This window comes from Streptomyces xanthii, assembly GCF_014621695.1.
Taxonomy (GTDB): Bacteria; Actinomycetota; Actinomycetes; order Streptomycetales; family Streptomycetaceae; genus Streptomyces; species Streptomyces xanthii.
In genome coordinates this window covers 398794-420988 of sequence record NZ_CP061281.1, presented here as the reverse complement: position 1 = coordinate 420988, position 22195 = coordinate 398794, and the positions used below count along the sequence as shown (strand labels likewise).

Annotated in this window: 22 protein-coding genes; 10 read left to right on the top strand and 12 right to left on the bottom strand. The window is 73.9% G+C overall.

What is annotated here, in order from left to right:
- Positions 1-29: 29 nt before the first annotated feature.
- Positions 30-872, bottom strand: coding sequence for an MmyB family transcriptional regulator (locus IAG42_RS02055; protein WP_188335274.1), 843 nt, complete (start codon positions 870-872; stop codon positions 30-32).
- A 449-nt stretch (positions 873-1321) separates the two neighbouring features.
- On the opposite strand from IAG42_RS02055, the gene IAG42_RS02050 reads away from it, so the two are divergent.
- Positions 1322-1927 (top strand): hypothetical protein, encoded by a 606-nt coding sequence (locus tag IAG42_RS02050; RefSeq protein ID WP_188335273.1) that lies wholly within the window; start codon positions 1322-1324, stop codon positions 1925-1927.
- 19 nt (positions 1928-1946) lie between these two features.
- Here IAG42_RS02050 and IAG42_RS02045 read toward each other — a convergent pair whose 3' ends face one another.
- Together IAG42_RS02045 and IAG42_RS02040 are read right to left on the bottom strand one after the other, a co-directional pair.
- The gene (locus IAG42_RS02045; RefSeq protein WP_188335272.1) at positions 1947-3140 is read right to left on the bottom strand and encodes a DUF4032 domain-containing protein; all 1194 of its coding nucleotides are present in this window, start codon (positions 3138-3140) and stop codon (positions 1947-1949) included.
- A gap of 49 nt (positions 3141-3189) precedes the next feature.
- Complete coding sequence (locus IAG42_RS02040; RefSeq protein ID WP_188335271.1) at positions 3190-4095, bottom strand: Gfo/Idh/MocA family protein; 906 nt, start codon at positions 4093-4095, stop codon at positions 3190-3192.
- 229 nt (positions 4096-4324) lie between these two features.
- Here IAG42_RS02040 and IAG42_RS02035 point away from each other — a divergent pair, with 229 nt between their 5' ends.
- The 4 genes from IAG42_RS02035 to IAG42_RS02020 all read left to right on the top strand — a co-directional run bounded on the left by IAG42_RS02035 (position 4325) and on the right by IAG42_RS02020 (position 7523).
- A complete protein-coding gene (locus IAG42_RS02035; protein WP_188335270.1) occupies positions 4325-5782 on the top strand; it encodes an MFS transporter in 1458 nt (485 codons plus the stop codon).
- 4 nt (positions 5783-5786) lie between these two features.
- Entirely contained in the window at positions 5787-6383 is a 597-nt protein-coding gene (locus tag IAG42_RS02030) for a TetR/AcrR family transcriptional regulator (RefSeq protein WP_188335269.1), read from the top strand.
- Between the two features lie 43 nt (positions 6384-6426).
- Positions 6427-6720: a DUF1330 domain-containing protein gene (locus IAG42_RS02025; protein WP_188335268.1), complete on the top strand. Its 294-nt coding sequence runs from the start codon at positions 6427-6429 to the stop codon at positions 6718-6720.
- Between the two features lie 77 nt (positions 6721-6797).
- Positions 6798-7523: a dienelactone hydrolase family protein gene (locus IAG42_RS02020; RefSeq protein ID WP_188335267.1), complete on the top strand. Its 726-nt coding sequence runs from the start codon at positions 6798-6800 to the stop codon at positions 7521-7523.
- Positions 7524-7670: 147 nt separating this feature from the next.
- Here the strand turns inward: IAG42_RS02020 and IAG42_RS02015 are convergent, their stop codons facing one another.
- The 4 genes from IAG42_RS02015 to IAG42_RS02000 all read right to left on the bottom strand — a co-directional run bounded on the left by IAG42_RS02015 (position 7671) and on the right by IAG42_RS02000 (position 12288).
- Complete coding sequence (locus IAG42_RS02015; RefSeq protein WP_188335266.1) at positions 7671-9545, bottom strand: DUF2264 domain-containing protein; 1875 nt, start codon at positions 9543-9545, stop codon at positions 7671-7673.
- Between the two features lie 139 nt (positions 9546-9684).
- The gene (locus IAG42_RS02010; RefSeq protein WP_188335265.1) at positions 9685-10485 is read right to left on the bottom strand and encodes an arylamine N-acetyltransferase family protein; all 801 of its coding nucleotides are present in this window, start codon (positions 10483-10485) and stop codon (positions 9685-9687) included.
- A gap of 53 nt (positions 10486-10538) precedes the next feature.
- Positions 10539-10787, bottom strand: a complete 249-nt coding sequence (locus IAG42_RS02005; protein WP_188335264.1) for a hypothetical protein — start codon at positions 10785-10787, stop codon at positions 10539-10541.
- Positions 10788-10833: 46 nt separating this feature from the next.
- Positions 10834-12288, bottom strand: a complete 1455-nt coding sequence (locus tag IAG42_RS02000) for a cytochrome P450 (RefSeq protein ID WP_188335263.1) — start codon at positions 12286-12288, stop codon at positions 10834-10836.
- Positions 12289-12430: 142 nt separating this feature from the next.
- Between IAG42_RS02000 and IAG42_RS01995 the strand changes: the two genes are divergently transcribed.
- Positions 12431-13063 (top strand): TetR/AcrR family transcriptional regulator, encoded by a 633-nt coding sequence (locus tag IAG42_RS01995; protein ID WP_188335262.1) that lies wholly within the window; start codon positions 12431-12433, stop codon positions 13061-13063.
- Between the two features lie 66 nt (positions 13064-13129).
- The gene (locus IAG42_RS01990; protein ID WP_188335261.1) at positions 13130-13585 is read left to right on the top strand and encodes a MarR family winged helix-turn-helix transcriptional regulator; all 456 of its coding nucleotides are present in this window, start codon (positions 13130-13132) and stop codon (positions 13583-13585) included.
- Between the two features lie 11 nt (positions 13586-13596).
- On the opposite strand, the gene IAG42_RS01985 is transcribed toward IAG42_RS01990, so the two are convergent.
- The gene (locus IAG42_RS01985) at positions 13597-14430 is read right to left on the bottom strand and encodes a slipin family protein (RefSeq protein WP_188335260.1); all 834 of its coding nucleotides are present in this window, start codon (positions 14428-14430) and stop codon (positions 13597-13599) included.
- A 290-nt stretch (positions 14431-14720) separates the two neighbouring features.
- Between IAG42_RS01985 and IAG42_RS01980 the strand changes: the two genes are divergently transcribed.
- The 3 genes from IAG42_RS01980 (at position 14721) to IAG42_RS01970 (ending at position 17136) form a co-directional block, all read left to right on the top strand.
- Positions 14721-15509, top strand: coding sequence for a putative protein N(5)-glutamine methyltransferase (locus IAG42_RS01980; RefSeq protein ID WP_188335259.1), 789 nt, complete (start codon positions 14721-14723; stop codon positions 15507-15509).
- Positions 15510-15610: 101 nt separating this feature from the next.
- Entirely contained in the window at positions 15611-16228 is a 618-nt protein-coding gene (locus IAG42_RS01975; protein ID WP_223205814.1) for a TetR/AcrR family transcriptional regulator, read from the top strand.
- On the top strand, positions 16225-17136 hold the full coding sequence (locus IAG42_RS01970; protein WP_188335257.1) for an SDR family oxidoreductase: 912 nt from the start codon (positions 16225-16227) through the stop codon (positions 17134-17136). The genes IAG42_RS01975 and IAG42_RS01970 overlap by 4 nt, the downstream gene beginning before the upstream one ends.
- 16 nt (positions 17137-17152) lie before the next feature.
- Here IAG42_RS01970 and IAG42_RS01965 read toward each other — a convergent pair whose 3' ends face one another.
- The 4 genes from IAG42_RS01965 to IAG42_RS01950 form a co-directional block, all read right to left on the bottom strand.
- Positions 17153-18157 carry a MerR family transcriptional regulator gene (locus IAG42_RS01965; protein ID WP_188335256.1) on the bottom strand — a complete coding sequence of 335 codons (1005 nt, stop codon included), beginning with the start codon at positions 18155-18157 and terminating at the stop codon, positions 17153-17155.
- Positions 18144-18833, bottom strand: a complete 690-nt coding sequence (locus tag IAG42_RS01960) for a HEAT repeat domain-containing protein (RefSeq protein WP_188335255.1) — start codon at positions 18831-18833, stop codon at positions 18144-18146. Before IAG42_RS01960 ends, IAG42_RS01965 begins: the two co-directional genes overlap by 14 nt.
- 638 nt (positions 18834-19471) lie before the next feature.
- On the bottom strand, positions 19472-21436 hold the full coding sequence (gene otr(A) / locus IAG42_RS01955; protein WP_188335254.1) for a tetracycline resistance ribosomal protection protein Otr(A): 1965 nt from the start codon (positions 21434-21436) through the stop codon (positions 19472-19474).
- A 137-nt stretch (positions 21437-21573) separates the two neighbouring features.
- Positions 21574-22029 (bottom strand): protein-tyrosine phosphatase family protein, encoded by a 456-nt coding sequence (locus IAG42_RS01950; RefSeq protein ID WP_188335253.1) that lies wholly within the window; start codon positions 22027-22029, stop codon positions 21574-21576.
- Positions 22030-22195: the final 166 nt, after the last annotated feature.

Sequence of the window (22195 nt, the reverse complement as noted above, 5' to 3'; positions counted from 1 at the left end):
GGTGCTGCTCAACGTACTTCACAGGAACCTCAGTCGCTCCAGGCCCGGGTGCGGTCGGCGCGCAGGTTGGGTGGCGTGGGGGCGGTGCGTTCCGGGCCCGGGCGGAACAAGAGGATGAACATGCGGGACCCGGGTGCCGTCATGGGCTGCGCCGCACAGATCGACACCCAGCCGGCGCCCTTGAGCGCGTGCCGCAGCGGGCGTTCGTGCCCGTCGGGATGGACCAGGGCGCCGCCCTCCTCGTAGAAAGGGGAGATTTCGGGGTCGTCCAGGATCTCCCGCTCGATCTGCGCCAGCGTCGCGTCCTCCGGGCGCGCCGTGATCGCCGCCCTCAACTGGGGGACGATCCAGGGCACCCACGCGGTGCTCCACTGCAACAGCGTGCCGCGCGCCTCGGGTTCCAGGAGCATCCAGCGCATCGTGTTGGTGGGTACGCGGCCGTCCGGGAACAGTTCGGCGAACGCGGAGTTGTACGTCAGCAGGTCCCAGGAGGCGTCGGTCACGTAGGCGATGTGCTCGATACCGTCGACGGCCTCCTGCCAGATACCCGGGATCTCCTTGCCGGAGGAGGCGTGCAGCGGGCCGGGCGGGTCCTGGTGCAGAGCGAACCGGCACAGTGAACTCCACTCCTGCTCGTCCAGCCCGAACAGGAGGGCGATGTCGCGCAACAGGGAACTGGGCGGATTGGGATAGTTGCCCGACTCCAGCCGGTGATACGTGCCCAGCGTCCGGTGCAGCAGTTGGTCCACCTGATGCTGCGAAAGGCCCGGCGCCCGTCTGCCCTGTCCCGTCGGACGCGTGAAGCCGTGGGACTCGGGGGCTATCAGGGCGCGCCGTTCACGGAGCAGGGCGCGGAGCGCCTTCTTGTTCATGGTGGGTAATCCCCATTCGTACACGCCGAGTTGAGCACCGGCAGTCTAAATACTCCCAACGGCTTTGGTAATAAACATTGCCCGAAGAAAACGATCAGTCGGTCCGTCATGATGAGTCGTGCGGGGTTGCCCACCTGCCGGTTTCATCGTCTGTGCGTACGTAGACACAGTGATGTGGCACCTGTGCCGGGCCGCTCGAAAATGGCCGAAATTTCCTGGCGACGGGTAACCCGCGAGCCTCCTGGGGCTGTTCGAGGAAGAGAGTGGGACCGGGCCACCAATTCGTTCGATGTGGCCGGAAAATGCGTTGCACAACGCACGTCCCGCACTCGCCCCCGACGCCCCGGCGGGGTATCTGGCTGCGGTCGGTGCCGTCACTCGCCATTACGTAGCGGCCACGGCACCGGTCGCGCCCGGTCCGCCCCGCACCCGCGGGGCATACTCGGCCCATGAAGACCACGGGAACGGCCAGGCGCCCCAAGGCGATCCGAAGACGCGGAGCCACCGCAGGCGCGGCGATCGGGGCCGCCGCCCTGCTGCTCGCCGGCTGCGGCCAGGAGAAGGCGGGCGACGACACGGCCGGCGCCGTGGCCCCGCCGACCCGTTCGGCCTCGGCCACCCCCGCAGCCTCGGCCACCCCCGCCGCCGACTGTCCCGAGGCGACCGCGACGACCGGGGCCCCGGCGACCGGCCGGCCCGAGGCGGGCGGGGACGCCAACTCCAAGTACGCCGAGAACCACGCCTTCCAGCAGCCCATCGCGCTGAAGGGCGCCTCCTTGTGCACGGCGGCCCGCGAAGAGGAACGGGTCCGGGGCGCGCTCGCCCGGTTCGCCGGACGCCGGGACCTCGGCGCCGACAAGGTCAGATCGGCTCTGGAGAAGCTCGGTTACCGGCCCTCCGGGATCACGGTGGCCGGATCCGGTTCCCTGGTCACCTATGTCGTCGACCTCACGCCCGTGTGCGTGGAGGGCTCCGTCGGCGACCTCCTCCGGGTCGAGACCCACGGCGTGTACATGGAGGGCACGGGCTGCGTGAAGCCCGAAGGCGGCCACTAGGGCCCGGTTCGGCCGCCGCTCAGACAGGCCTCCGGGCCACGTGCGCCACGTAGTCCTCGGCCGCCGCCTCCAGCCCGATGTCGTGCCCGTCGCGCTCGGACAGGTACCAGCGGTGCTCCAGCAGCTCGTGGTACAGCTCCGCCGGGTCCACGGGGGAGGGGAGGCGGTCGCGGACCGCGCGGACCGTCGGCCGGAACACGTCACGGACCCAGCGGTGCGCGAGCACCTCCGGCCGGGCGTCCCGCGCGTCGTCCTGCGTCGCCATCCAGCTCTCCAGATCGTTCAGCAGCCGCCGCGCCTGGTTCTCCTCCGCGTCCAGGCCGGTGAGCCGCAGGAGCTGGCGCTGGTGATGCCCGGCGTCGACGACCTTCGGCACGAACGTCACCGTGTCGCCCTGAGGCGAGCGCGAGATCTGCATCTCGGCGACGTCGAAGCCCAGCTCGTTCAGCCGCCGGATCCGCCGCTCCATGTAGTGGTGCTTGCCCGGTGGATACACGGACGTGCGGGTCAGCTCGCTCCACAGGTTCGCGTACCGCTGCCCGATCTCCGTACCGAACTCGATCGGGTCGATGGACGGATGCAGCGCGCCCGAGGCCTCCAGGTCGAGCATCTCGCCGCTGATGTTCACCCGGGCCAGATCGATGTCGTACTCCCGCTGCCCGTCGCTGAGCCGCGGATGGATCTCCCCGGTCTCGGCGTCCACCAGATACGCGGCGTACGCGCCGGCGTCCCGGCGGAACAGCGTGTTGGACAGCGAACAGTCGCCCCACGCGAAGCCCGCGAGGTGCAGCCGCACGAGCAGCACCGCCAGCGCGTCCATCAGCCGGTGCACCGTGGACGGACGCAAGGTCGTCTCGAACATCGAGCGGTACGGCTGGGAACCGCCGAGGTGCCGGGTGATCAGGACCGGTTCGAGCGGGGAGCCGTCCGCCGTCGTGCGGCCCGTGACCACGGCCAGCGGATCCACCGCCGGTATCCCCGTCCGGTCGAGGGTGCGCAGCATCTCGTACTCGCGCAGCGCCGGCCGCTCCGCGAGCTCCTTCACGGCCACGACCTCGTCACCGGCGCGCGCGTAGCGCACCACGTGCCGGGAGATACCGCGCGGCAGGGGCACGAGGTGCTCCTCGGGCCACTCCTCGAGCGGTATGTGCCAGGGGAGGGCGAGCAGAAGCACCGGGTGCTCCGGGTTGGTGGCGCTGATCTCGAGCGGCATGCGCACAGCGTAGGCAGGGCGGCCGGACGAGCGCCCTGGAAGGGGCGGTTCAGTGCTCGGGCAAGGACCGTTCCGCCTCCGCGAGGATCTCCGTCAGCCGCAGGCCGAAACGCGCGTCGCACGCGTGCGGCGCGCCCGTGCGCGCCGAGTGGAGCAGTACGTCGACGGCGGCGGCCGGCGCGTCCTGGTGCGGGCCCGCCTCCGGCATCACCGTCACCCCCGCCGCGCCGCGGAACTCGACGGCCGCACCGGCCGCCGCGCGCGGCGCCGTCAGGCTCAGCGCCGCCGTGCTCGACGCCCCCGACGCGTGCCGCAGCAGCAGGTGCACGGTGTCGCCCGGCCCGCGCCCCGCCGTCACCCCGACCACGTCGCCCAGCACCGGCAGCAGCATCGACAGGGCGTGCGGGCCGACGTCCCACAGCGCGCCCCGGTCGGCCCGCCACGGTGTCGCGGCCCGTACGGCGTCGGCGTCCTCCGCGGAGAACAGCGCGCCGTACCAGTCGGCCCGCCCCGTGAACCAGCCCTCCGTCGCGGACTGCTCCGCCAGCCAGGCCGCGACGTCCGGCGCGTAGCGCATCGTGCAGAACACCGCCGTGGCGACGCCCGCCGCGTCCGCCGCCTCGACCACGGCACGGGCCGCCGCCGGATCCGTCGCGAGCGGCTTGTCCAGGAGCAGGTGACAGCCCGCCGCGGCGGCCCGCTCCGCCAGGGGCGCCTGCACGTCCGGCGGCACCGCGAACGCGACCGCGTCGCAGTCCGCGAACAGCGCGTCCACGTCCGCGTACGCCGTCGTCCCGTGCCCGGCGGCCAGCTCCGCGGCCGCCTCGGGGCGCCGGCCCCAGACCCCGGCGAACCGCACTCCGGCATGGGCCTGAAGAACGGGTGCGTAGGTGCGCCGTGCCCAGGGGCCGGTACCGACGAGTCCGAAGCGCGGGGTGTCCGTGGTGAGCGTCATGGCCCGCAGTATCGCCCGGACGCGCGGGCCCGCACAGGCCCGGCGCGGTGGGCCGTGGGGCGGGGGCCGGTCGGTGTGACGCAGGTGGCAGGACAGGCGTGAGACAGGCGCAGACAGCCGGGCGCCCGGTGGTGAATACTGATTCACCACCGGGTGAATGGCCATTCACCCCACGCGGGCGCCCACCGGAGCGCACCGGCCCGCGCCCGACGCCCTGAGCAGGAGACCCATGGACCACGTGCCGATACCCGCGATGCCGCGCCCGCGCGAGCGGTTCACCGTCCCCGTCCTCGCCTTCGGCGGCATCCTCATGGCGGTCATGCAGACCGTCGTCGTGCCCCTGCTGCCCGACCTGCCCCGGCTCACCGGCGCCTCCCCGGCCGCCGTGTCCTGGATGGTCACCGCGACACTCCTGGCCGGCGCCGTGCTCACCCCGGTGCTCGGCCGGGCCGGCGACATGTACGGCAAGCGGCGCGTCCTGCTCGGCGCGCTCGCCCTCATGACCGCGGGCTCCGTGCTCTGCGCGCTGACCTCCGACATCCGCGTCCTCATCGCCGCGCGCGCACTCCAGGGAGCCGCCGCGGCCGTGGTGCCCCTCTCGATCAGCATCCTGCGCGACGAACTGCCGCCCCACCGCACCGGCTCCGCCGTCGCCCTGATGAGCTCCACCGTCGGCATCGGCGCCGGACTCGGACTGCCGCTCGCCGCGCTCGTCGTCCAGTACGCGAACTGGCACGTCATGTTCTGGGCGACCGCCGCGCTCGGCGCCCTCGGCCTCGGCGCCGCGTGGTGGGCGGTACGGGAGTCTCCGGTCCGCTCGCCCGGACGCTTCGACGCGCTCGGCACGACCGGGCTCGCCGCCGGACTCGTCTGCCTGCTGCTCGGCGTCTCGCAGGGCGGCCAGTGGGGCTGGGGCAGCGCGACGGTCCTCAGCCTGTTCGCGGGCGCCGTCGTGATCCTCGCGCTGTGGGCCCTGTGGCAGCTGCGCACCGCTCAGCCGCTGGTCGACCTGCGGCTCGCGGCCGGCCGCCGCGTCGGACTCCCGCACCTGGCGGCCCTGTTCACCGGCTTCGCCTTCTACGCCAACTCGCTGGTGACCGCGCAGCTCGTGCAGGCACCCGTCGCCACCGGCTACGGACTCGGCCTGTCCATCGTCGCGACCGGCGTGTGCATGCTGCCCAGCGGCGTCATCATGCTCCTCTTCTCGCCCGTGTCCGCCCGGATCTCCACCCGGTGGGGCCCCCGCGTCACCCTCGCCGCCGGCGGCGTCGTCCTCGCGCTCGGCTACGGGATCCGCATCGTCGACAGCACCGACCTGTGGGTGATCCTCGTCGGGGCGGCCGTCGTCTCCACCGGCACGACGCTCGCCTACTCCGCCCTGCCCACCCTCATCCTGCGCGCCGTCCCCGCCGCGGCGACCGCCTCCGCGAACGGCGTCAACGTCCTGATGCGCACCATCGGACAGGCAGTCTCCAGCGCGGCCGTCGCCGCCGTCCTCGTCCACCACACCACCGACGTGGGCGGCCTCCCGGTCCCGACCCTGCACGGCTACCAACTGGCCTTCGCCATGGCCGGTAGCGTCGCCCTGGTGGCCACCGCCATCGCCCTGGCCGTCCCCGACGACCGCGCGGCGGGGACGGCCGGCACCCCCGTGGCGGCCCGCGCCGCGACCGCGAAAGGAGCATGAGGAGATGGACGGCACGGACACGGCGCACCCGGGCGGAGCACGGCCCGCACCGGCCCGCCGGGACGCCGAGGCCAGCAAGGCGGAGATCGTGCGCGCCACCCGCTACCTGCTCGCCCGGCACGCGCAGAGCGACATCACCCTGAAGGCGATCGCCGACCGGGCCGGGGTCAGCCCGCCGCTGATCCTCAAGTACTTCGGCAACAAGGACGCGTTGCTCGCCCACACCATGGACTTCGAGTCCGACGTCGACGCCCTTCTCGACGCGCCGCTCCAGGACCTCGGCCGGCACATGGTCCGCTCGGTGCTCACCAGCCAGGCCGGGAACGGCACCGACCCCATCCTGCGCATCGCGTTCGCCCCGCTCCACGGCGCCCAGGGCGAGATCCTGCGCGCCAACTTCCGCGCCCAGGTCACCGAACGCCTCGCCACCCGCCTGACCGGTCCCGACGCGGGCCTGCGCGCCGAGCTGGCCGTCGCCGCGCTGCTCGGCCTCGGCGTCGTCTACGGCCTGGCCCGCGGCCCGCACGTGCGCGCGGTGGACCTCGAGGACGTCGTCACCCGCTACGGCCCCGCCGTCCAGGGGCAGTTGGACACGCCCTAGGCGGATCATGGCCATGCACACCCGTTCCGACACTGGAGGTTCCATGCCCAAGGGCTACTGGGTCAGCGTCTACCGCACCATCGCGGACCCGGAGAAGCTGGCCGCCTACGACAAGCTCGCTGCCCCGGCCGTCCGGGCCGGGGGAGGCCGGGTTCTCACCCGTGGCGGCCGGGTCGTGACGCACGACGCCGGAATCGCCGAGCGCGCCATTCTGATCGAGTTCGACAGCTTCGAGCAGGCTGTCGCGGCGCGCGAGAGCGCGGCCTACCAGGAGGCGCTGGCCGTCCTCGCCGACGGAGTCGAGCGAGACTTCCGCATCGTCGAAGGCATCGACTGACCGAGGACCGGCGGCCGGATCTGCCCGCGGCAGAACCACGGCCGGACCGGGCCCGGCGGTCACTACAGTCCGGGCCCATGACGACGGTGACGACGCGCACGATCGCATACACGGCGGACGGCCTGACGATGACCGGGCATCTCGCGCTCCCTGCCGGAGCCGGCCGCCGGCCCGGGGTCCTGGTCGGGCCCGAGGGGGTGGGGCTCAGCGATGTCGAGCGCCGCCGGGCCGATGCGCTCGCCGAACTGGGATACGTGGCGCTGGCCTTCGACCTCCACGGCGGGCGCTATCTGGGCGACCCCGAGGAGATGCTGGCCCGCTGCATGCCGCTGCTCGCAGACCCCGACCGGATGCGGGCCATCGGCCACGCGGCGCTCGACGTGCTGCGCGCCGAGCCGCGGACCGACCCGGACCGGATCGCGGCCGTCGGCTACGGAACCGGGGGCGCCGTCGCGCTGGAACTCGGGCGCGACGGTGTCGACCTGCGCGCTATCGCGACGGTCAACGCGCTGACCACGGGCCGGCCGGGTGAGGCGGCGCGCATTCGCTGCCCGGTGTGGGCGGGGGTCGGGTCGGAGGACCCGATCATGCCGCAGGCACAACGGGACGCGTTCACCGCCGAGATGCGGGCCGCGGGCGTCGACTGGCGGCTCGTCGTCTACGGCGGCGCCCTGCACGCCTTCCACCACCCGACGGTCGACCACACCGTGCGCCCCGGCGTCGGCTACCACCCGCGGCACGCGCGACGGGCCTGGCGGGACGTCGTCGACCTGCTCACCGAATGCCTGCCCTTGACGGAGTGACCCGACCGTCCCCCACGATCCCGGTCCACGAACTCGCGGACCGGAGCGAATCGGCTCGCCGATCGCCGATCGTTGACCGGCGACCGGCGATCGCTGGCTACGGACCGCGGACCGCCGACCGCCGAACGTCGGCCGCCGGCCCCGAACTCACTCGCAGCGCACGCTCACGGGCGTGAAGGTGATCACGGTTGTCGGGCCGTCCGTCCAGGTGACGCGCAGCTCGCCGTCCGCGTACGTCACCTCGGTCACGGCGTCCGCTGGCGCGGCCTCGGCGGCCGTCCCGCCCAGGGTGGCGAGCGCCGCGAAGACCCCGGTGCCCTCGACCGGCGCCGTGAGGCGTGGCACCCGTACCCACGGCTCGTACGCCGTGCCCTGGGGAGCCCGTACCGCGTCGCGCTCCGCCCAGCCGTGCAGGCCGGTCAATTCCGAGGCGAGCGCGTCGGTGGCCCAGCCGGTCAGCGAGACGTGCGCGCCGGGCGGCGCGCCCACGACCCGGTGCACGCGCAGCTCGTGCCGGCCCCGGGCCACGGTCACGCTCTCCACGCGCAGCCCGGGCACCATCGGGGCGCCGGACGGGAACACGGGGCGGTGCCAGGACGCGGCCCAGCCCCAGCCGTCCCCGTGGCCCGCGCCGAGCGGCAGGATGCGGCGGCGGACACTGCGGGCCCCGCCGACCTCCACCGCCAGGTGGTTGTCGGGGACGTTCGTGAGGGAGGTGGGGCCGGTGTGCGTGGAGTACGCGTGCCGGCTGTAGTGGGCGTCCTCCTGGGACGCCGCCTCGCCCGCGTGCGGCGGGATCTGGTCGCTGCCGTGGTTGTGCAGCCGCACGATCCCGTCGGCCCCGGTCGACTGCACGAGCAGACCCGGCGCCGGCAGAGCGAGCACCCGGTCGGGGCCCTCGCTCGGCGCCGCCTCCTCCGTCGCCGTCCACAGCGGGTGGTCCTCGGGCGCGAGGAGCGCCACGAACCCCTTCGACGCCCAGTACGGGGACGCGGGCCCCGAGTAGTTCTGCAGCGTGGCGGCGTGCGGACCGTGCCAGCCGAGGCTCAGCAGGCCCTGGTCGGTGACGGCACCGCGGTCGAGGAAGTACCGCAGGCTCCCGCTCGCCAGGCGCCGCGACGCACCGGGGGAGAGCGGCGTGTGCCCCGTCAGCGCGCCCACGCCGACCGCCGCCGTCGCCGCGAACCGGTACGTCAGCGACCGCCCGAAGTGCACCGGCGCCCCGTCGCCCGCGAACAGCAGCGAGAAGCCCTCCAGGTGCTCGCGCAGCCGCGGCCCGAACCGGGCGAGGAGCTCCGCGTCGCCCGACAGATGGGCGTGCAGCATCGGATACAGGTGCAGCGCCCACCCGTTGTAGTGGTCGAAGGACCGCCCGTCCCCGTCCGCGTACCAGCCGTCACCCCGGTACCAGGTCTCCATCAGGCCGAGCGCGCGCTCCCTCGCCCGGGCCGTCGCCGCGTCGCCGCGGCCCACCGCCTCCAGGAACGAGGCGACCGTGAACGGGAAGAGGTACCAGTTGTTCGGCGCGGGCGTGTGCGTGAGCGCCCCGCGCAGCCAGGACTCGGTCCGCTCCCGCACCCCGTCGTCGAGCCGGTCCCACAGCCAGCGCCGGGTCAGCGTCAGACCGAGCGCGACCGACGCCGACTCCACCATCGGCTGGCCCTGCACATGATGGTCCAGGATCAGCGGCCACGACTCGGCGTCGTCCCGCCCCGGCGTGGCCGTGCCGGCGGCGAGCCCTTCCGCGTACCGGTCGAGCCAGCCGTGCGGATCCTTGCCGTCGGCGCCCGCGACCCGGAACGCGGCCGCGAGCAACGTGCGCGCGTACCCTTCGAGGCCGTCGGAACGGACCCCGGACACGGACGGCGCCCCCGGCAGGTCGAGCAGTGCGCCGCGCGGTGTCGCCCAGCGCCATGCCGCGCCGAGCAGCCCGTCGGCGACGGCCTCCCAGTGCGCCCGGGTGTAGCCCGTGACCGGGCTCAGCTTCCGGTCCTCCTGCGGCAGTTCGAACGGGATCGTCATACGGGGAACGCCGGCCTCTCGCGTCGTACGGAAGGAACTCTCGCGCCGTACGCAATCACGGAGACGGTACAGACGGGACGCTCACCCGCGGTGCCGCAGAGCTCCGGCGCGCAGCATAACCAGGCGGCGGCGCCGCAGGTCAGTCCCCCGACGGCACCGGTTCGGGCGGGACCCGGTCGAGCGCGATACCGAAGTGCCGGGCGTACGCGTCGAGCACCGCGGCGTCGGACGGCAGCACCTCCTCGCTGCGGCCCTCGCCCGAAGTGGTCTTGAGCGTGCGGCCGGTGAGCGTGATGCGGCCCTCCTCGGTGAGCAGCGAGCAGACCAGGGAGCGGGTGAACCGCGAGGCGGGCGAGGTCCGGTGGTACCAGGCCCCCACCTCGAAGTCCGCCAGCGCCCGGGGCCGCAGGTCGAGCAGATACTGCGCCACCCCGTCGCAGCGCAGCAGCAGATCGCCCCCGGCGGCCTCCTCGACACGGAAGACCCCGCCCGGGTCCGGCTGGTCCCCGCGCTCGTCGAAACGCAGCGGGAAATGGCTGAGCGCGCCGAACCCGACGTCGGCCAGCCAGTCCGTCCCCTCGGCGGTCCGCACCCGCAACGCGAGGTGGTCGTAGGGGATGCCGAAGCCCCCGCTCTCGCGCGCCACCCGTGCCTGCAGCAGCGCCACCTCGAAGCCGAGCGCGTCGAGCAGCGTCGCGAACGCCCCGTTCAGTTCGTAGCAGAAGCCGCCGCGCCGCCGGTCGACGACCTTGGCGAACAGGGCCCCGGGATCGAGCGACACGTCCTCGCCCAGATGCACCGACAGGTTCTCGAACGGCACCGTGCGCAGATGCGCGTACTGCAGCGCGCGCAGGGCCTGCGCGGTGGGCGCGGCGGGGCGCTCGGCCCCGATGCGGCGCAGATAGGCGTCGGCACGGCCCGGAGCCAGCTGATCTTCCATACGGCCAGTGTCACCGACCTTCCGCACATCGGGGGAGACCGACGCCGCCCGCACTACGCGGACCCCGGTGCCGCGTCCAGCCCGTAGATCCGCTCCAGCAGCCACGCCTCGTTGCCCGCGAGGCCCGCGCGCCGCAGCGCCTCGTCGGCCTCCGCGATCGGCACGGTGAGCACCGACGCCGTGTCCGGTGGCTCCGTGCCGCACAGCGCGGCCCGCGCCGTGTGCGTGAGGCGCAGTAACGCCTGTGCGGCCGCCCGCTCGTGATGTGTCGTCCGCTGCCCGAGGTTCGTCGTCCCGTTCATGCCCCCACTCTTGCGCACGGCACTGACAATCCCGCCCCGGCGCAGGTCAGCGGCGCGTGAGGTGCAGGCGCAGGTCCTGCGGCATCAGCGTCAGTCGCTCCGCGATGCGCAGCCGGTAGCCCGGCTCGGGCGCCAGGTCGTAGCGGCGCAGCAGCAGCCCGAGCACCAACGTCGCCTCGTGCAGCGCGAACTGACGGCCGATACAGGCCCGCGCCCCCGTGCCGAACGGCTTGAACACGTGCCCCGGACGCGCCCGCACCGCCTGCGGCGCGAACCGCTCCGGATCGAAGACCTCCGGATTCTCGCCCCACGCCGCCGGATCGCGGTGCAGCATCGTCGTCAGGACCAGCGCCCACGCCCCGCGCCGCATCGGGTGCACCCCGCCGAGCGTCGTGTCCGTGACCGCCTCGCGCGCGAACGCGGGCGCCGTGGGCCACAGTCGCAGCGACTCGTCGAGCACCCGCCGCAGATACCGCAGTTTCGCCACCTGCTCGTACGCCGGCACGTCCACGTCGCCCCACACCCGGTCGACCTCGTCCCGCGCCTTCGCGAGGACGTCCGGGTGCTGCGCGAGATAGTGCAGCGCGAACGACAGCGCGCCCGACGTCGTCTCGTGCCCGGCGACCAGGAACGTGATCACCTGCCGGCGGATGTTCTCGGGCGTGAGCCGCTCACCGGTCTCCGGATGCGCCACCTCCAGCATCCGGTCCAGGAGATCGCCCGGACCGTCGCCGGCCGCGCGGCGTGCGGCGATCACCTCGTCGACCGTGCGGTTCAGATAGGCGCGGTCCGCCGCGTTGCGCCGCTCCGCGCCCCGCAGCAGCACCGAGAGGAGCGGCGGCACCACATTGCGCCGCTGGGCGAACGACAGGGCGCCCACCATCGCCGAGATGAACGGATGCGGGCCCTCCTGGTCGAAGTCCCGCTCGAACGAGCCGAAGTCGTACCCGAACCCGGTCCGCGCGATCGTCTCCAGCGTCAGCTTCGTCATGTCGACCGGCACGTCCACGCTGCGGCCCGCCGCCTCGCTCGCGTCCCACGCGCTCATCAGCTGACCCGCCACGTCGAGCATCAGCGGGTGGTACCCGGCCATCGCGTCCCGGCTGAAGCCGGGGGCCAGGACGTCGTGCGCCAGCTGCCAGTTCGGCTCGTGGTTGTACGCCGTGAACAGGCCGTCGCCCGCCAGCGGACGCAGATTGGCGACCCCCAGCCCGACGTGCTTGGCGAACCGGGACTCGTCGGCCAGCTCCGCCGCGAGACCGGCGCCCCAGACGAAGACGATCTCCTTGCCGAAGCCCTTGCGCCGGAAGATGGGTCCCAGCTCGGCCGCGATCCGCATCGAGTCCTGGATCGGCGTGCGGACGTTCGCCCCCACCACGTCACCGATCAGCGGCACCCGGCGCGAGGGGTGCGGGATGCGGTCCAGGCGCGGCCAGCCCTGCTCGGCACTGCGAAAACCCCGCGGCAGCACACCGCCGGGCGCCTGAGTCACCTGCGCCATCGTGCCCATCTCCCTTGCGCCGGCCGCCCGTTGAACGGACCCGAGCACCTTGTTAGACGTGGATTCAATAATGCGCCACAGTCTGGGCCTGTTGTTGAACTCACGTCAAGTAGCCGGGCGCCGCCGCAGTAGAGTGCCCCTCATGGCGACGGACCGAGGGGGAACGGGCACGTCGGGGGAGCGCACGGCGCGCCGCCGGCTCAGCACCGAGGAGCGGCGCGAGCAACTGCTCGGCGTCGGGGCGCGGCTGTTCGCCCAGCACCCGTACGACGACGTGTGGATCGAGCAGGTCGCCGAGATCGCCGGCGTCTCGCGCGGGCTGCTCTACCACTACTTCCCGACGAAACGGGACTTCTTCGCGGCCGTCGTCCGGCGCGAGAGCGAGCGCATGCTGCGGCTGACCGCCGCCGTCCCCGGCGTCCCCGTCCTCGATCAGCTGGGCACCGGTCTCGACACCTTCCTCGACTACGTCGCCACCCACGCCGAGGGATTCCGTGCCTTCCACCGCGCCGAGGCGGCGGGCGACCCGACCGTGCGGGCCGTCTACCGGGAAGGCCTCGCCGCGCACGAGGCGCAGATCAGGGCAGCCCTCGCCGCCGACCCGCAGCTCGCCGGCCGGCTGCCCGCACCCGACACGCTCGGCATCGCCGTCCGCGGCTGGCTCGCGTTCCTCGTCGCCGTCTGCCTGGACTGGCTCGACCGGCCCGGCCTGCCCCGCGCCCAGGTGCGCGACCTGTGCGCGCGGACCCTGCTCGGGGCCATCGCCGCCGGCTGACCCGGCCCGCCGAGGCGCAGTCGACGCGGCTTGTGAGGCCTCACGTCCGCCTCGTACCGTGGGCGCATGCCAGGAACGCAGGGCCGCACGGCCGAGGACCCGCCCACCGAGCGGATCGCCGCCGACCTCGCGACCGCCGTGGGCCGGCTGGCCCGCCGCCTGCGCACCGCGTCGCCCGACAGCCTCCTCACCCCGACCCAGCGCACCGTCATGGCCCGGCTCGCCATGGAAGGCCCGGCGACGACCGCCGCGCTCGCCCGCGCCGAGTACGTACGCCCCCAGTCCATGCGGCTCACCGTCGGAGCGCTGGAGGAGCGCGGCCTCGTGTCGCGCGCGCCCGATCCGGACGACGGACGGCAGTCGGTCGTGTCGGTGACCGAAGAGGGCCGCGCCGTCCTCGACGAGGTCCGCGCCGCCAAGCACGGCTGGCTGGCCGGAGCGGTGGACGCGGCCCTCGACGCGGACGAGCGCCGCACCCTCGCCGAGGCGATCTCCCTGATGGAACGGCTCACGGGCAAGTAGCGCCCGCAGCCCTACGGTTCGACCTCGGGCGGCGGAGACGGCTGTGCGGGAGGCGGCGACTGCGGCTCGGACAGAGCGGGTTGCTGCTGAGCCGCCCGCTCCAGGAACCGCAGCAGCTCCACCGGGAACGGCAGCACCAGAGTCGAGTTCTTCTCGGCCGCGACGGCGACCACGGTCTGCAGCAGCCTGAGCTGGAGCGCGGCGGGCTGCTCCGCCATCTCCTTGGCGGCCTCGGCCAGCTTCTTCGACGCCTGGAGCTCCGCGTCCGCGTTGATGACTCGTGCCCGGCGCTCCCGGTCGGCCTCGGCCTGCCGGGCCATCGACCGCTTCATGGTGTCGGGCAGCGACACGTCCTTGATCTCCACCCGGTCGATCTGCACGCCCCACCCGATCGCCGGACTGTCGATCATCAGCTCCAGGCCCTGGTTCAGCTTCTCCCGGTTCGACAGGAGGTCGTCGAGGTCGCTCTTGCCGATGATGGACCGCAGCGAGGTCTGCGCCATCTGCGAGACCGCGAACCGGTAGTCCTCGACCTCGATCACCGCGTTCGCCGCGTCCACGACCTTGAAGTAGACGACGGCGTCGACGCGCACCGTCACGTTGTCCCGCGTGATTCCTTCCTGGGCCGGCACCGGCATCGTGACGATCTGCATGTTCACCTTGCGCAGCCGGTCGACGCCGGGCACGACCATCGTGAACCCGGGCTCCCGGACCCCGCCGGACAGTCTGCCGAGCCGGAACACGACACCGCGCTCGTACTGCTTCACCACGCGGGCCGCGGCCGCCACGTACACCATGCAGGCGGACACCGCGGCCGCACCCGCCACGACGAGTTCCTGGACCATGACACCCCCAGGCGTCCGAAAGGTCCCCTCAGTCAACGATATGCCCGGCAGGGCCGGCGGGGCGAGGGTCGTGCGGGCGGTGCGTCCCCCGCCGACGGGCGAGCGGTGGGGTAATGTGACCGGGCCGTACAGGCCGTGAACGAGAGAACGAGGAGGTGGGTCCGATCACCGCAGTGTCAGGTCGGGAGCTCCCGCCTCCTGCCGTGCGCCGCGTCCGCTCCCACTGAGCGGTCCGACGGCGCTGCGGCGGCCGGGAGCCCCATCGGCTTCCCGAGAGGTCACGCTTTTCCATGTCTGATCCGCTCCTCCTGCTGCCCGGCGCCGACCGGGTGGTGTCCGCGCTCCGCGCCGCCGGCTGCGTCTTCGCCGAGGACGAAGCACGCATCCTGTTGTCCACCGCCCGCGACGACGCCGAACTGGCCGCCATGGTGGAACGCCGGGCCGCCGGGCTCCCGCTGGAGCACGTCGTCGGCTGGGCCGAGTTCTGCGGTCTGCGCGTCGAGGTCGACCCCGGCGTCTTCGTGCCGCGCCGCCGCACCGAGTTCCTGGCCCGTCAGGCCGCGGCCCGCACGGCGGCCGGGGCCGTGGTCGTCGACCTGTGCTGCGGCACGGGCGCCGTCGCCGCGTTCCTCGCCGGGCGCAGCCCCGCGCGGCTCGTCGCGGCGGACCTGGACCCGGCGGCCGTGCGCTGCGCCCGCCGCAACCTCGCCCCGCTCGGCGGCGAGGTCCACGAGGGCGACCTGTACGACCCGCTGCCCCGTTCCCTCGCCGGCCGCGTCGACATCCTCATCGCCAACGGCCCCTACGTCCCCACCGAAGACATCCCCCTGCTCCCGCCGGAGGCCCGCGACCACGAGCGTCGCATGGCCCTGGACGGCGGCACCGACGGTCTCGACATCCTCCGCCGCGTCGCCGTGGAGGCCCGCACCTGGCTGGCCCCCGGAGGCTGGGCGTTCATGGAGACCAGCGCCCGCCAGTCCGACGCGGCGCTGCGGGCGGTCACGGACGCGGGTCTCCACCCCACCCTCGCCGAGGACGAGGACCTCGCCGCCACCGTGATCATCGCCACCGCGCGCTGACAGCGGCGGGCGGATCCTTCTCAGCGGCCGCACGGTCTTGCCGTGCGGCCGCTCGCACCCTTTAATGAATGAACGAGCATTTATTAATTGAGGGAGTGGTGATGGCGGGACGTCCTCGCGGGGTCGACGACGCGGTGATCCTCCGGGCGGCCGCCGACGTGATCGGCCGGGTCGGCCCGGTGGGGCTGACGCTGGCCGCCGTGGCGCGCGAGGTGGGACTGGTCCCCGGCACCCTCGTGCAGCGCTTCGGCTCCAAGCGCGGACTGCTCCTCGCGCTCGCCGAGCAGTCCGCGCAGGACGCCGACGCGCTGCCCGCGCACGTACGCGCCACGCACGCGTCGGCGCTGGAGGCGCTCACGGCGCTGGTCGTGGAGCCGATGGCCGCGATGGCCACACCCGAGACCTACGCCAACCACCTCGCGTTCCTGTGCATCGACCTCACCGACCCGGAGTTCCGCGCGCACGCCTTGACCATCCACGTCGCCCGGGGCCGCGCCGTCGGGGAACTGCTCACCGAGGCCCTCGCGAGCGGCGAACTCCGGGCCGGGACGGACGTCACCGCCCTCGCCGGCACCGTCCAGGCGATCGTCTCCGGCGCGGGCCTGAACTGGGCACTCGACCGCCGAGGCACCCTCGGACAGCGCCTCCGGCAGGAGCTCGCCCACGTGCTGGACCCTCATCGCCCACCCCGCGACGACCACGACCCGGAGGAACCATGACGAGGAACGCACGGCCGCTGACCGGCAAGGTCGCCCTGGTCGCCGGCGGCACCCGAGGCGGCGGCCGGGGCATCGCCGTCGAACTCGGGGCCGCCGGTGCGACGGTGTACGTCACCGGCCGCAGCAGCGCCGCCGGACGCTCGGACCTGAACCGCCCCGAGACCATCGAGGAGACCGCGGCCATGGTCACCGCCGCCGGCGGCCTCGGCGTCCCCGTCCGCACCGACCACAGCCGCCCGGACGAGGTCCGCGCCCTGGTCGAGCGCATCGCGGCCGAACAGGACGGGCGGCTCGACGTCCTCGTCAACTCCGTATGGGGCGGGGACCCCTTGACCGACTGGACGCATCCGCTGTGGGAGCAGGACCTCGACACCGGACTCCGGTTGCTGCGGCAGGCGGTCGAGACCCACGTGATCACCAGCCGGTTCGCCCTCCCGCTGATGGTCGCCCGCCGCAGTGGCCTGGTGGTGGAGGTCACCGACGGCAACACCGCCCGCTACCGGGGCTCGTTCTTCTACGACCTCGCCAAGTCGGCCGTCATCCGGCTCGCGGTGGCCCAGGCCGCCGAACTCGAGGAGCACGGCGTCGCGGCCGTGGCCGTCACACCCGGCTTCCTGCGTTCCGAGGCCATGCTGGAGGGCTTCGGCGTCACCGAGGCCAACTGGCGGGACGGCGCGGCCAAGGACCCGAACTTCGCCGCCTCCGAGACCCCGGCCTACCTGGGACGCGCGGTCGCGGCACTGGCCGCCGACCCCGACGTCATGGCCAGGACCGGGCAGGCCCTGGCCACATGGGGCCTGTACAAGGAGTACGGGTTCACCGACGCCGACGGTACGCAACCGGACTGGCCCGCGCACTGGGCCGACGCCCTGGAAGAGGAGCACGGGCCGCTCGGGGACCCGCTGTGACCTGACGAACGCGCCGTCACGGCGCGGCGCGCAGCCGCAGGAGATAGGTGGCGGTCAGGGCGACCGCGGGATCCTCGTCCCGGGCCAGTTCCCCGAGAGCCCGCGACGCCGTCTCCCCGGTGAGGCCCGCGAGCGCCTGGGTCAGCCGGCCGCGCGCGGGCGCTCCCGTGGCCTCGTCCCCGAGCCGGTCGACGATCCGTGCCGCGATGTGATCGGCCGTCACCGTGTCGCTCGCCAGCGCGCTCAGCGCGTCGGCCGCGTCGGTGTCGTTCCGGCCCGCCACGACCATCTCGACGAGGGTCGGGACCGCCTCGGCCGCCCCACGCGTCCCGAGCGCCAGCGCCGCGCACCCGCTGACCTCCGGGTCCCGGTCCGCGAGAGCCTCCCGCAGATGCGCGACCGGTGCGTCCCCGGACAGCTCGGCGAGCGCCCGGACGGCCCGTACACGCACCGCGGCGGCGGGAGCGGCGAGGCCCTCCGCGAGGAGCGCGGCGGCGCCGTCGCCCGAACGCGACAGCGCCCACCGGAGGGCCCCGGCGACGTGCGGATCCGTCTCGCTCAGCGCCGCCTCCGCCAGCGCTTCCACCGGCACTGGAACCCCGCCTGCCGAGGACAGGGCCGTGCGCTGACGGGCGTCGGCGCTGTGCGACCCCAGGGCCTGGAGAAGCGCCACGACCTGGAGGACGTCCTCCCAGCCGGTGGGGTCAGCGGCATCGATCCGCCGCAGCCGCGTGAGCAGTTCGGTCTCGGCCGCGATGCGCTCCCGGGTCTGCCGCACGAGATCGCCGACGAGCGCCGAGGGAGTGAAACCGGGGTCGTCGAGCGCGCGCCCGATCTCCCGCAACGACAGGCCCAGGGACCGCAGGCTCTCGATGTGGAAGATCCGCCGGATGTCCTGCGCGCCGTACTCCCGGTAGCCCGAACCCGTACGGCCCGAAGGCCGCACGAGCCCGAGGGACTCGTAGTGCCGCAGCATGCGGGCACTGACGCCGGACCTTCTCGCCACCTCACCGATCAGCACAGGCCCCATTGTCCGTCCCGGGGGCGCCGGCGAGCGCCACGATCCGCCGGGCCTCCTGGATCGCCGACTCGAATCCGGCGTCCGGATCGCGCAGCAGCTGCCGGGTGGCGAGCGCGTGCGCACGCACGTCCGGATCCTCCGCCCCAGCCGCGTCCCGCAGCAGCGGCTCGATCACCTCGCCCAGCGCGACCAGCGCCTGGCTCAGACTCAGCTGGGTCTCCCGCGTGCCGCGTCCGAGCTGGGTCGCCAGAACCGCGGCCAGGCCGGGCCCCTCGTCTTCGGGCACGAGGACGACGGCGGCCCGCCAGGCGCTGCGCGCGACGTCGTCGTCGGCGTCGGTCAGCAGAGCCCGGGTGATCGCCGGCCAGGCCCGCGGGTCCCCGATCTTGGACAGCGAATGCAGCGCCTGGCTGCGCGCCTGCGCCCCCGCCGAGCGGAGTTCCGCCAGCAGCCCGGGGAACGTCAGATCCACCGGGTGGCGGGTGAGCGCCCAGGTCAGCATGTCGCGGACGAAGAACTCGGGCTCGATCGCGCACCGTTCGACGAGCGGGGCGACGAAGATCGGATCGGGCGCCGACCCGATCGCGAGAGCCGCCCGCAACCGTACGGACGACCGCCCGTCCTCCAGCGCCCGGAGCGCGCGCAGCGCTGCCGTGTCCTGCCGTGCCGTGGTCATGGGACCACCTCCTCGGCACGCAGTGAAGACCTTGCCACCGTGTCAAGGTCAACCATGACCGAGTGGCGGGGGCTTTCCGGGGCCCTGCGGGGCGCGGGTGCGGCGGGATGCCAGGCCCGGCGGGCCGGGGGCCCGGGTTCCCAGGGGTACGGGGCCGCCGGCCGCCGTCACCTCGTCGGCCAAGGTGCGGCCGCCCTTCGGCCGGCAGTCCGGGCCAGGCGCACCGCTGGCACGGCCGGCGTTCTGGGCGTCTGGCACCGGCGCCGCGGACGCCGAAGTCATCTGGTGGTTCCACCGCACCGCGTGGCACGGCCGATGTTCTGGCCGGCCGGCACCGGGCACGCGGACGCCGATGCCTGGTGGTCCCAACCATGGGCGGGGCCACCGGACCCTGTCACCTCTGGGGGCAGGGCGCGCCCGAAGTTCTGGCCGGGTGGCCGGGGTCCGCCACCGCGATGCGGGTGTCCATGCCCTGGTCCACCTAAGCGGCGCGACCAGGGCACGGCGCCACCCCGCCGGTCACCGTGTGGCGGGCCCTCGGGCGGGGAGGCCGGAGTCCGCACGCTCGCCTCCGAGGGCTCCGATGCCCGGGACCCCTCAGAGGCGAGCGCACCGCGCCTCCCCACCCCGCCGACCCGTCACGGCGCCGCCGGTGTCCGGGCCGGGAGGCCGGGGCCCGCGCCCGCGATGTGGGCCTCGACGGCACGGTCTCCCGAGACGCGGGACCACCACACGCCCTCGCCCCGCGTCAGCCCGGGCAGGGCCACCTCGACCTCCCGTACGTGCCGAGCCACGATCTCGCCCCGGACGACCCAGGACTCCTGCCCTCCGACGGTCTCCCGGAACGAGGCTCCGGCTGCGGCCAGTACTCCGGTCACCGGGGCCAGCGCGTCCAGCGGCACCTCCACCTCGAAGGTGTGCACCGGCTCGAAGACCCCGGCCCCGGCCCGCTCCAAAGCCCGCCGCACCACCAGCTCCGTGACCACCCGGAAGTCCCCGGCGACACTCTGCACCGAGTTGAAGCCCGAGTGCGTCAAGGTGACCCGGCAGTCCGTCACCGGCCAGCCGTGCGGCCCGCCCCGCTCCGCCAGCACGCTCTCCACCGTGTCGGCGATCGCCTGATGGAAGGCGCGGGGGAGCGCGCCCAGTTCCGTGTCGTACGAGAAGACGCGCCCGGAGCCCCGCGGCCCCGGCGAGACCCGCAGCCCGACCGTCGCGGGCAGCCTCGTCGCGCTGTGCGGGCCCATCTCCTCGACGGCCGTACCGACCCCGAGGGGCCGCTCCACGCAGCGGATCCGGCTGGGTTCGAAGACCGTCTCGATGCCGAACTCCTGCGCCAGGGTGGCCGCGAGGACCTCCTTCTGCACCTCCCCGTACAGGAGCAGCGCGGTCGCGCCGTCCTCGGCGGCCCGCGCGTGGATCAGCGGATCCTGGTCGGCCAGATCGAGCAGTGCGGCCCGCAGTGCCGCGCCCTGACCGGGCCGGACCGCCCGCACGACCGATTCGAGCGTCGGCGGAGCGAAGCGCACCCGCCCGGCCCGCGGCGCCCCGAGCCGGTCCCCGACCCGGACCCTGTGCAGCCCGCGCACCTCGGCGATCTGCCCCGGCCCGGCCACTTCGACGCCGTCACCGGAGGGCGCCCCGACGACCCGCAGTCCGGTGATCCGTCCCGGCCGGCGCTCGGTACCCCCGTCGGCGTCGCTGCGCAGCAGCGTCACGTCCTGGCGGGCCCGCACCTCGCCCTCGTACATCCGCAGATGCGCGATCCGCTCGCCGGCGGACCCCCGGTGCACGGCGAACACGGTGCCCGAGGGGCCGTCGCAGGGTTCCGCGACCGGCGCGGGCGGAAGGAACTCCCGTACCGCGTCGAGCAGTTGACCGACACCCTGCCCGCCGAGCGCGGAGCCGAGGAGGAGGGGATGGACCAGACCCTGCGCCGTGCGCCTCACGAGGGTCCGGCGGACCGTCCCGGTGCTCGGCGCGGGTCCGTCGACGAGTGCGGCGAGCAGGGCGTCGTCGACCTCGGCGAGCGTCAGCGCGGCGGCCTCCCGCACCGCAGGGTCGTCGAGCGGGCGCGGCACGACGCGGGCGCCCGGCGTCCCCTCCGCGCGCACGTCCGCCAGCGGCACCACGTGCGGCGTGAGACGGCGCCGGATGTCGTCGAGCAGCGGGGCGATCCGCGCCCCGGCCCGGTCGACCTTGTTGACGAAGATCAGCGTGGGCAGGCCGAGCCGCCGCAGAGTCCTGAGGAGCAGGCGGGTCTGGGACTGCACGCCCTCCACGGCGGAGACGAGCAGGACGGCCCCGTCGAGCACGTCGAGCGCGCGCTCGACCTCGGCGATGAAGTCGCTGTGTCCCGGGGTGTCGATGAGATTGATCCGGGTGTCGCCGACGGTGAACGACGCGACGGCGGAGCGGATCGTGATGCCGCGCTGCCGCTCGATGGCGCCGGTGTCGGTGCGGGTGTCCCCGGCGTCGACGCTGCCGAGCCGGTCGATGGTGCCCGTGTCGAACAGGAGCCGCTCGGTGAGGCTGGTCTTACCGGCGTCGACGTGGGCGACGATCCCGATGTTCAGGGTGGAGCGGAGTTGCTGGGGCTGCATGGAAGGTCGAGTCCTCGAAAGTGTTCGTCCGGCGGGGGCGCTGAACTGCTTCGAGGAATCGGCGCATTCGGGTGCTCCAGATCATGCGGGGTCGGTGACCGGCCCATGGTGCCCGAAGGGCGGGGGAGGGGCGCAAGTCATTTTCGCGCGGTGCCGAACTTCCGTACGTACCGCTTCTGCCAGGGCGTCTCCACCGCCCGGGGGTCGTAGTGCCGGCGCACGTACGCGACGGCCTCGTCCGCGGGCACGCCGTCCAGGACCGCCAGACAGGCGAGCGCCGTGCCGGTCCTGCCGCGCCCGCCCAGGCAGGCGAGCTCGACGCGCTCTCCGGAGCAGCGGCGCAGCACGTCGGTGAGCACGGTGCGGGTGCGGGCCGGATCGGCGGGGAGGCGGAAGTCGGGCCACCGCAGCCAGTCGGACGCCCAGTCCACGGGCTCGGGCGGCGCGCCGAGCAGATAGACGCCGTACGCGGGCAGGGGGCCCGCGGGGAGTGCGTGGCGCAGGCCGCGTCCGCGCACGAGCCGCCCGGACGGCAGCCGCAGCACGCCGGGAGCGTCCGCCTCCCAGGTTTTGTGGGGGTCCTCGGTCACCATGCGGTCAGCCTAGAGCGGGGTGCGGGGCCGTGGGGCGAGTACGGCGGAGGCCCGGAGGGTCGTGCCCTCCGGGCCTCCGCCGCGGGTTCTCCGTCCGTGAAAGGGATCCGTGAGAGAGATCCGTGCGGGTGATCACCAGCGGGGACCACCGGCTGTGATCATTCGC

Coding starts and splice junctions, on each gene's coding strand:
- IAG42_RS02055 (WP_188335274.1), bottom strand. CDS start 872: ATGAACAAGAAGGCGCTCCGCGCCCTGCTCCGTGAACGGCGCGCCCTG.
- IAG42_RS02050 (WP_188335273.1), top strand. CDS start 1,322: ATGAAGACCACGGGAACGGCCAGGCGCCCCAAGGCGATCCGAAGACGC.
- IAG42_RS02045 (WP_188335272.1), bottom strand. CDS start 3,140: ATGCCGCTCGAGATCAGCGCCACCAACCCGGAGCACCCGGTGCTTCTG.
- IAG42_RS02040 (WP_188335271.1), bottom strand. CDS start 4,095: ATGACGCTCACCACGGACACCCCGCGCTTCGGACTCGTCGGTACCGGC.
- IAG42_RS02035 (WP_188335270.1), top strand. CDS start 4,325: ATGGACCACGTGCCGATACCCGCGATGCCGCGCCCGCGCGAGCGGTTC.
- IAG42_RS02030 (WP_188335269.1), top strand. CDS start 5,787: ATGGACGGCACGGACACGGCGCACCCGGGCGGAGCACGGCCCGCACCG.
- IAG42_RS02025 (WP_188335268.1), top strand. CDS start 6,427: ATGCCCAAGGGCTACTGGGTCAGCGTCTACCGCACCATCGCGGACCCG.
- IAG42_RS02020 (WP_188335267.1), top strand. CDS start 6,798: ATGACGACGGTGACGACGCGCACGATCGCATACACGGCGGACGGCCTG.
- IAG42_RS02015 (WP_188335266.1), bottom strand. CDS start 9,545: ATGACGATCCCGTTCGAACTGCCGCAGGAGGACCGGAAGCTGAGCCCG.
- IAG42_RS02010 (WP_188335265.1), bottom strand. CDS start 10,485: ATGGAAGATCAGCTGGCTCCGGGCCGTGCCGACGCCTATCTGCGCCGC.
- IAG42_RS02005 (WP_188335264.1), bottom strand. CDS start 10,787: ATGAACGGGACGACGAACCTCGGGCAGCGGACGACACATCACGAGCGG.
- IAG42_RS02000 (WP_188335263.1), bottom strand. CDS start 12,288: ATGGCGCAGGTGACTCAGGCGCCCGGCGGTGTGCTGCCGCGGGGTTTT.
- IAG42_RS01995 (WP_188335262.1), top strand. CDS start 12,431: ATGGCGACGGACCGAGGGGGAACGGGCACGTCGGGGGAGCGCACGGCG.
- IAG42_RS01990 (WP_188335261.1), top strand. CDS start 13,130: ATGCCAGGAACGCAGGGCCGCACGGCCGAGGACCCGCCCACCGAGCGG.
- IAG42_RS01985 (WP_188335260.1), bottom strand. CDS start 14,430: ATGGTCCAGGAACTCGTCGTGGCGGGTGCGGCCGCGGTGTCCGCCTGC.
- IAG42_RS01980 (WP_188335259.1), top strand. CDS start 14,721: ATGTCTGATCCGCTCCTCCTGCTGCCCGGCGCCGACCGGGTGGTGTCC.
- IAG42_RS01975 (WP_223205814.1), top strand. CDS start 15,611: ATGGCGGGACGTCCTCGCGGGGTCGACGACGCGGTGATCCTCCGGGCG.
- IAG42_RS01970 (WP_188335257.1), top strand. CDS start 16,225: ATGACGAGGAACGCACGGCCGCTGACCGGCAAGGTCGCCCTGGTCGCC.
- IAG42_RS01960 (WP_188335255.1), bottom strand. CDS start 18,833: ATGACCACGGCACGGCAGGACACGGCAGCGCTGCGCGCGCTCCGGGCG.
- IAG42_RS01950 (WP_188335253.1), bottom strand. CDS start 22,029: ATGGTGACCGAGGACCCCCACAAAACCTGGGAGGCGGACGCTCCCGGC.